Source organism: Acidovorax sp. KNOB132, from assembly GCF_057541515.1.
This window is the reverse complement of sequence record NZ_BAAJYT010000014.1, coordinates 43997-50704: the sequence shown is the minus strand read 5'-3', so window position 1 is coordinate 50704 and position 6708 is coordinate 43997. Positions and strand designations below refer to the sequence as shown.

Here is a 6708-nt window from a genome sequence, read left to right as displayed (position 1 = left end):
AGCGGCCGGTGCACGCCCGGCGCTCCGGCCGGCATCGCGGTGGGCGAGCGTGCCGATCTGGTGGCGCTCGATGCGCAGCACATCGCGCTGCAGGGCCTGCCGCCCGACAGCATGCTGGGCGCGCACGTGTTCGGCAGCCATCGCACCTCGGCGCTGCACAGCCTCTGGACCGCCGGCACGCCGCGCGTCGTTGCGGGGCGCCACGCGCTGCACGACCGTGCCGCCGCCGCCTTCGTGGCGGCCCGCACGGCCACCATCACCCGCGCCGGGCATTGACCGACCGGCCGGCCCTCGGCTTTCGAAGCCCCCAACGCAGACCCGATCGCATGACCGCCACCCATTCCCCGCCACCCTTCACCTTCCACCAGGGCACCGCGCCGCTGCTCGTGTCCATGCCCCACGTGGGCACGCATGTGCCCCCGGACATCGCCGCGCGCTTCACCGACGAGGCCCGTCAGGTGCCGGACACGGACTGGCACCTGGAGCGGCTCTACGGCTTTGCCCGCGACCTCGGCGCCTCGATCCTGGTGGCCACGCACTCGCGCTATGTGATCGACCTGAACCGGCCGCCGGACGGCGCCAGCCTGTACCCCGGCCAGAGCGTCACCGGCCTTTGCCCGGTGGACACCTTCGACGACACGCCGATCTACGCGGAGGCGGGCGATGCGCCGGACGACGCCGAGATCGCCGCGCGCCGCGATGCCATCTGGGCGCCGTACCACGCGCAGCTGGCCGCCGAGCTGGAGCGCCTGCGCGCCGCCCATGGCGTGGCCATGCTGTGGGATGCGCATTCCATCCGCTCCGTGCTGCCGAGGTTCTTCGCGGGCAAGCTGCCGGACCTGAACCTGGGCACGGCCGAAGGGGCCAGCTGCGACCCGGCGCTGGCGCAGGCGCTGCTGCGCATCGGGCAGTCCGACCCGGCGTACACCGCGGTGCTCAACGGCCGGTTCAAGGGCGGCCACATCACGCGGCACTACGGCGATCCCGCGCGCAACGTGCACGCGGTGCAGCTGGAGATGACGCAGTGCAGCTACATGCAGGAAGCCTTGCCGTTCCACTACCTGCCCGAGGTGGCGGCCGGCGTGCAGCCCGTGCTGCACCGCATGCTGGAGGCGGCGCTGCAATTTGCCCGCACCCGGGTGCGGGCGTAAGGCCGCGCCAGGAGCGGCCTTACGCGCCGGCCGCACCGCGGGAAGAAGGGGCGGTGCGGCGCCCGCGGCGTCAGGCCGCCGCGTCGATCCGAAGTTGCACGGAATCGTCCAGATAGATGGGCGTGACCTTGAAGCCGTTGACCGTGATGCTGCCGAACGTCCCGCGCACCGGGGCGCCACGCACCAGCGTGAGGGTCGATCCGATCGTTGGCGTGAAGCCCGAGCGGAAGGCGATGCGCAGGGTGCCCGCCAGCGTGACCGGGCCGGCGGCCTGCAGCTGGCCGGCGCCGTTGGCGCCCACGCGCAGTTCCAGCGTGCTGCTGCTGCCCAGGGTGAAGGCGCCGCCGATGGCCAGTTCCGCCGACGTGTTGCCGATCAGCGTGCCGCCGCTCAGGTACACGTCGCCTTGCCCCAGCGCGCTGCTGCTGTCGGCCCGCACGGCGCCCGCGGCCACTTCCGTGCCCCCGGTGTAGCGGTTCGCGCCCGCCAGCACGAGCGTGCCGCTGCCGCGCTTGGTGAGCTTGCCGGCGCCCGCAATGGGATTGCGCCAGGCGTCCAGTGCGTTGAAGTCGCCCTGCGCCGCGTCCATGGTCACCGCCACGTCGCCGTTGAAGGCGCCGTAGCCGTCGCCGGCCGCGAACAGGTTCAGGCGCCCCCAGCCTTCGGCGTCGTCCAGCACTGGGTAGCCCGAGGCGATCGCGGTGGTCTTGAGCACCACGCGGCGCTGGCCCGCATCCAGGTAGGGGAAGCGTGTTTCCAGCAGCACCTCGGCGCTCTTGGGCACGACGGCCGGGCGCGTGGTGTCGCCGATGGGGGCGAAGCCGAACGTCATGCGGCGCAGGTACTCGGCCTGGTTGGTGGCGCGGTCGGCGAAACGGTCGGCCGTGGTGGCCTGCGAATGGGCGATCTGCAGGAATTCCTCCGGCGTGCGCGCACCCACCGCCGCCATCAGCGTGCTGCGGGCCTGGGCCACGGCAGCGGCCTTGCGCGGCGCGTTCGCGCCGGTGGCGATGCTGGCGGCCGCCACGGCCTGGCCGTGCACGCGGCCGCTGATCACATCCAGGGGCGAGTGCATGCCGGCCAGGATGCGGCTTTCGCCCAACTCCAGCCCGCGCGCCAGCATTTCCTGGAACCGCTCCGGCACCAGGTAGGCCATGGCGATGGCATCGCGCACACCCTCGGCGGTGTGGCCGCTGGTGAAGCCGCCGTCGGTGGCTGGGGTGGTGCTCCTGGCGGGCACCAGGGCCGGCACGATCTGCACATTGGCGCTCCAGCGCCACGGGCGGGCGTATTTGTAGAAGCGCTTGGCTGGCTCGGTCGAGCCGTTGTCGCCGATGCCGCCGATGAAGTCCACCACCGTGCCGAAGCCCGCATTGGCGCTGCCGCCCACGCCGGCGTTGTTGCCGGTGTCGTTGTAGAGCACCGTGGTCGCATCCGCGGGAATGCCCGAAATGCTGGTCTTTTGCTGCGCCGCGGTGCGCCATGCATTGGTCAACGGGCCCAGGCCATCGGTCACGCTGTAGGCCTTGCCGCGCCGGTCGTCTTCGTAGGCCAGGCGTTCCTGGGCCGCGGTGCGGCGCGCCGTGGCGTCCACTACGTACTGGATGTTGCGGGTGTGCACCTGCGCGTTCAGCACCGTGCCGTCGGTCGAGTCGCCGGGAATGCCGGTCCAGGCTGCCGGCTTGATCGCGGGGAAGGCGCCGTTGGCATCGGCTGTGACGCCGGCATCCACCAGCAGCGTGCTGGGCTTCCAGATGTCGAGAAAGCCTGACAGCACCCGAACGCCGGCGTTGGTGGCCAGCGTGGCGTAGCGGGCATCGCCGCGCTGGTTGGTGAAGGCGAAGTCCACGAACGGGGGCGTGGTCGATTCATTGGGCACCGGCGCCGAATCGGCATACCCCAGGCCGCGCGGCGCATCCGGTGGTGCGGCATCGGAACCCCCGCCGCCACAGGCGGAGAGCGCGAATGCGGCGGCAAGCGCCAGGATCAGGGTGCGTCGGGGCAGGGGCAGCGTCATGGGGAGCAGGCAGGTTGGAAAGGCGAGGGCGAAAACGGGTGTGCGCAGGCCGCTCGCGGCCTGCTGCGGCTGCACTCTAGGGTCGCGCTGTGACAGCGCCATGACGCCGCACGCCAATCATTTCCCCGCAAAGGGCCGCGGCGGAGTAGCATGCGCCATGGACATCGCCCCCACCCTCGCGCCTGCGGTCGCGGAAAAGCCCGCAGCCCTGCCTGGATGGGGAGAGTTCTTTCACATGCCGCTGTTTCGGCCCGGCACCGCGGTGCGCATGGGCGACCAGTGGGAAACCGTGAGCCACGTGGCCTTGCGCCGCCAGGAACTGGCCATCTACCTCGTGGGCCACGAGGCGTCCGTCTCCCCCAGCCGGCTCTTCCTGGCACCCAGCGCGTTCACCACCGTGCGCAAGCGCTGAAGTCTCCCGGCATCCCGCTTCATGCAAAAGCCGGGCCGGCCGACTCAGGCCTGGGTCATCCAATCGCTCAGCCGGCCGGCCGCTCGGCCATGGCCTCGCCCAGCCGCACGGGCCGGGCAGGGGCCCATTGCTCCGAAAACCGCACCGCACCGCGCTGAAACAGAAGCACCACGGTGGAGCCCAGCAGGAAGCGGCCCATTTCCTCGCCCTGGCGCAGCACGATCTGCCGGTCGGCATAGTCCCAGTGGCGCAGCTCGCCGCTGCGCGGCGGGTTGACCTGACCGTGCCACACCGTGGCCATGCTGCCCACGATGGTCGCGCCCACCAGTACGAGCACCATCTTTCCCAAAGGCGTGTCGAACACGCACACCACGCGCTCGTTGCGCGCGAACAGGCCGGGCACGCCCCGCGCAGTGACCGGGTTCACCGAAAAAAGGTCGCCCGGCACATGCACCATGCGTAGCAAGGTGCCGTCGCAGGGCATGTGGATGCGGTGGTAGTCGCGGGGGCTCAGGTAAATGGTTGCGAAGCTGCCGTTGTCGAACTGCGCGGCCAGCGCCGCATCGCCGCCCACCAGGGCCGTGGTCGAGTAGCGATGACCCTTGGCCTGGAAGATCTGGTCCTGGTCGATGGGACCGAACTGGCTGATCGCCCCATCCACCGGGCAGACCGCGGCCGCCGCGGCGAGCGGGCGCACACCGGGGCGCAGGGCGCGGGTGAAGAAGTCGTTGAACGTGGCGTATGCGGCCGGGCGGGGCTCGACCGCCTCGCTCATGTCCACCCGGTAACGGGCAATGAAACGCTCGATCGCGGCCGTGGTGCGGGGGCCGCCCTGCGCCCGTGCAAGCCGCCCCGCCAGCGCCGTCAGCGCCTGTTTGGGAAGTAGATATTGAGGCAGTACGGCAAGGCGGTCTGACAAGGTGGACTTCCTGAGCGGTTGGGGTGCGAGGCATTCTACCGAGCGCGCCTGCGGGCCCGCCGTGCGCCTTGACGCTGCATGCGCAGGCCATCTGGCGCCAGATGCCGAAACGAAGTCAGTCGGGGCTGCTGTCAAATCGAAGCCATAACCACGGGGTGCAACCGGCCCGGTGCATGGGCCGGGGAGCGGCGCAGTGGTGTATCGGCACTATTCCACACGATTCCTTACTACGTTACAATGGTGCGGTTTTGCGCAGCGCCTCGCTGCCGCTGCTGTGTGTGGAAGCCGCCCCGCCGGCCTTTTCCGACCGATGCGCCATGGGGCGCAGTGACCACCCCCGCTTGCTGTGCACCGCGCCTGGATCTCTTGCGAGATGGGCCGACATTCCGGTTGCAGTTTCGCGCAGGCCCCGATACCTCCTATTACTGTTTGAAGATTGACTTGAAATCATGGCCAAAGAAGAACTGATTGAAATGCAGGGCTCCGTGACGGAAGTCCTGCCCGATTCCCGCTTTCGCGTCACGCTGGACAATGGCCATCAACTGATCGCCTACACCGGCGGCAAGATGCGCAAGCACCACATCCGCATTCTTGCCGGCGACAAGGTCTCGCTGGAAATGTCCCCCTACGACCTGTCCAAGGGCCGCATCACCTTCCGCCACCTCCCAGGCCGTGGCCCGGGTCCTTCGTCGCGGTGATTTGGAAAAAAACTGGCAAATTTCCTTGAATCTTCCAAATACGGCTGTGATGCAGGGTTAGAATACTAGTTGTCGGAGCGTAGCGCAGCCTGGTAGCGCATCTGCTTTGGGAGCAGAGGGTCGCGAGTTCGAATCCCGCCGCTCCGACCATTGATTCAAGGGGTTAGGTCATTTGACCTGACCCCTTTTGTCTTTTTGAATTTCCCTCTCCAGTATTTCCTTTGCTGCAGTTTCCCGCGTCCATGGCAGGCGCGAGAAGGTCAGCCCCGGGTGCGGAGCAGTCTCAGGATCCATTCGCGCTGGTGTGCCAACCGCTCCGCTTCTTCCTCTTCCATGAGGAAGGGTAAATCCGGCGCGCTGGCTTCGGGAGTCGCATGCTCGAACACCATGCGCAATGCTGCAGGCTCCTGGTGCAATATCACCAGGGCCTGGGCCAGCATATTCAGCGGTTGCACCTGGGTCGTGACGTTGGCGAGTGCGCTTTTGAGCGTTCTGATTTCCTCGCGCAGCAGTTCTATTTCTGCTTGTGGATGATTGTCCATAATGCCTCCTCGGTCCCATGCTAGAACGGGGCCATAAGGCCAACAAGCTGAAATTGCATCCAGCACCACGGTAGGCCCACCCTGAGGCTCAGCCATGGCAGCGCCTGGACCGATCGCTCCACCATTTCCCACTCTTCCAAAGCACATGGCAACGTCCCGTCCGTTTTCCCCCTTTGGCTCTTCTACGCGCACCGGCGGGGCGCGCATGGAGGGCGTGGACGCCTTGCGGGGCGTGGCCATGGTGTGGATGACGGTCTTCCATTTCTGTTTCGACCTCAGCCACTTTGGGTACTGGCCGCAGAATTTCCGTGCCGATCCTTTCTGGACGACCCAGCGGACAGCCATCGTGGCGCTCTTTCTCTTTTGCGCGGGGCTGGGGCAGGCACTGGCTTGGCAGCAGGGCCTCGGATGGGCCCGCTTCTTCAAGCGCTGGCTGCAGATCGTGGGATGCGCCCTGCTGGTCACCGCAGGGTCATCCCTGATGTTTCCGCAGAGCTTCATCCATTTCGGCGTCTTGCACGGGATGGCCGCCATGCTCCTCGTCGCGCGATGCACGGCGGGGTGGGGCGCCTGGCTCTGGCCTGCCGGCGCGATGGCCGTGGCACTTCCCTCTGTCGCAGGGTGGGCGCTGACGGAGGGGCCGCTGGCGGCCGGGGCGCCCACGTTCAACGGCTATGCGCTCAACTGGCTGGGACTGGTGTCGCGCAAGCCTTTCACCGAAGACTACGTGCCGGTGCTGCCCTGGCTGGGCGTGATGTGGTGGGGCCTGGCGAGCGGGCAATGGGTGCTGCAACAGCGCCCACAATGGATGATGGCCACTCTGCCCCGGGGGCTGTCGCCGCTGGCGGTGCTGGGGCGCTGGAGCTTGAGCTATTACATGCTGCACCAGCCAGTCATGATCGGCCTGCTCATGGCGGCATCCTGGGTACTGGGCCGTTCCTAGGAAAAGGGGAAAAGGCCCGGTCCCAA

At 68.1% G+C, this 6708-nt stretch carries 7 protein-coding genes, 1 tRNA gene and 1 pseudogene; 6 read left to right on the top strand and 3 right to left on the bottom strand.

Features of this window, described 5'->3' with window-relative positions; translation table 11 throughout:
- Together AC27IO_RS04395 and hutG are read left to right on the top strand one after the other, a co-directional pair.
- Positions 1 to 276 (top strand): annotated as a pseudogene (locus tag AC27IO_RS04395) (formimidoylglutamate deiminase); the annotation flags it as partial.
- A 50-nt stretch (positions 277 to 326) separates the two neighbouring features.
- A complete protein-coding gene (gene hutG, locus AC27IO_RS04390) occupies positions 327 to 1151 on the top strand; it encodes an N-formylglutamate deformylase (RefSeq protein ID WP_284428708.1) in 825 nt (274 codons plus the stop codon).
- A gap of 70 nt (positions 1152 to 1221) precedes the next feature.
- On the opposite strand, the gene AC27IO_RS04385 is transcribed toward hutG, so the two are convergent.
- Positions 1222 to 3168: a phosphatase PAP2 family protein gene (locus AC27IO_RS04385; protein ID WP_498737500.1), complete on the bottom strand. Its 1947-nt coding sequence runs from the start codon at positions 3166 to 3168 to the stop codon at positions 1222 to 1224.
- Positions 3169 to 3325: 157 nt separating this feature from the next.
- On the opposite strand from AC27IO_RS04385, the gene AC27IO_RS04380 reads away from it, so the two are divergent.
- Positions 3326 to 3580 (top strand): hypothetical protein, encoded by a 255-nt coding sequence (locus tag AC27IO_RS04380; RefSeq protein ID WP_284428706.1) that lies wholly within the window; start codon positions 3326 to 3328, stop codon positions 3578 to 3580.
- A 67-nt stretch (positions 3581 to 3647) separates the two neighbouring features.
- On the opposite strand, the gene asd is transcribed toward AC27IO_RS04380, so the two are convergent.
- Positions 3648 to 4499 (bottom strand): archaetidylserine decarboxylase, encoded by an 852-nt coding sequence (gene asd / locus AC27IO_RS04375; RefSeq protein WP_498737498.1) that lies wholly within the window; start codon positions 4497 to 4499, stop codon positions 3648 to 3650.
- Between the two features lie 449 nt (positions 4500 to 4948).
- Between asd and infA the strand changes: the two genes are divergently transcribed.
- Positions 4949 to 5197 carry a translation initiation factor IF-1 gene (gene infA, locus AC27IO_RS04370; RefSeq protein WP_092739728.1) on the top strand — a complete coding sequence of 83 codons (249 nt, stop codon included), beginning with the start codon at positions 4949 to 4951 and terminating at the stop codon, positions 5195 to 5197.
- 73 nt (positions 5198 to 5270) lie between these two features.
- Positions 5271 to 5347 (top strand) — tRNA-Pro (locus tag AC27IO_RS04365).
- Between the two features lie 110 nt (positions 5348 to 5457).
- Here the strand turns inward: AC27IO_RS04365 and AC27IO_RS04360 are convergent.
- The gene (locus AC27IO_RS04360) at positions 5458 to 5739 is read right to left on the bottom strand and encodes a hypothetical protein (protein WP_284428704.1); all 282 of its coding nucleotides are present in this window, start codon (positions 5737 to 5739) and stop codon (positions 5458 to 5460) included.
- 145 nt (positions 5740 to 5884) lie between these two features.
- Here AC27IO_RS04360 and AC27IO_RS04355 point away from each other — a divergent pair, with 145 nt between their 5' ends.
- Positions 5885 to 6682 (top strand): acetyltransferase domain-containing protein, encoded by a 798-nt coding sequence (locus AC27IO_RS04355; protein WP_284428703.1) that lies wholly within the window; start codon positions 5885 to 5887, stop codon positions 6680 to 6682.
- Positions 6683 to 6708: the final 26 nt, after the last annotated feature.

Coding starts and splice junctions, on each gene's coding strand:
- AC27IO_RS04385 (WP_498737500.1), bottom strand. CDS start 3,168: ATGACGCTGCCCCTGCCCCGACGCACCCTGATCCTGGCGCTTGCCGCC.
- hutG (WP_284428708.1), top strand. CDS start 327: ATGACCGCCACCCATTCCCCGCCACCCTTCACCTTCCACCAGGGCACC.
- AC27IO_RS04355 (WP_284428703.1), top strand. CDS start 5,885: ATGGCAACGTCCCGTCCGTTTTCCCCCTTTGGCTCTTCTACGCGCACC.
- infA (WP_092739728.1), top strand. CDS start 4,949: ATGGCCAAAGAAGAACTGATTGAAATGCAGGGCTCCGTGACGGAAGTC.
- AC27IO_RS04380 (WP_284428706.1), top strand. CDS start 3,326: ATGGACATCGCCCCCACCCTCGCGCCTGCGGTCGCGGAAAAGCCCGCA.
- AC27IO_RS04360 (WP_284428704.1), bottom strand. CDS start 5,739: ATGGACAATCATCCACAAGCAGAAATAGAACTGCTGCGCGAGGAAATC.